The organism is Undibacterium sp. SXout7W, from assembly GCF_049339385.1.
Taxonomy (GTDB): domain Bacteria; phylum Pseudomonadota; class Gammaproteobacteria; order Burkholderiales; family Burkholderiaceae_D; genus Undibacterium.
The window spans coordinates 1-444 of the sequence record NZ_JBMPPF010000080.1 but is presented as its reverse complement, the minus strand read 5'-3'; the positions used below and the strand labels follow the sequence as shown (position 1 = coordinate 444).

The 444-nt window shown below is 66.4% G+C and carries 1 protein-coding gene; it reads left to right on the top strand.

Annotated elements, in window-relative coordinates; all coding sequences use genetic code 11:
* A partial coding sequence (locus tag ACO0LB_RS20570) for a flagellar M-ring protein FliF C-terminal domain-containing protein (RefSeq protein ID WP_423052570.1) occupies positions 1–444 on the top strand: 444 nt, incomplete at both ends.

Below are 444 nucleotides of genomic sequence, written 5' to 3'. Positions count from 1 at the left end.
CCGTCCGCCGCCGGCCAATCCCAATCCGGCCGACGCCGCCAAGCCGGCCACCGATCCGGCCAACAACAACGACGGCACCGCGCGCAAGAACGCCACCACGCGCCAGTACGCGTACGACCGCAGCATCACCCAGACCAAGCGCAGCCGTGGCCGTCTCGAGAAGCTGAGCGTGGCCGTGGTGCTGGCCCAGGCCGCCTCGCCGACGCCCAAGACCGGCTGGAGCGCCAATGAAATCGTCAACATCGACAAGATCCTGCGCAATGGCCTGGGCATCAATACCGAGCGCGGCGACCAGCTGGTGGTGTCGGCCATGAACTTCCCGGCCAAGGCCGCCGTGCTGCCATGGTGGCAAGAACGCGACAACGTGGTCGACATCAGCTCTTACCTGATCTATGGCGTCGGCTTCCTGCTCGGCTACCTGCTGATCCTGCGTCCGCTGATGCG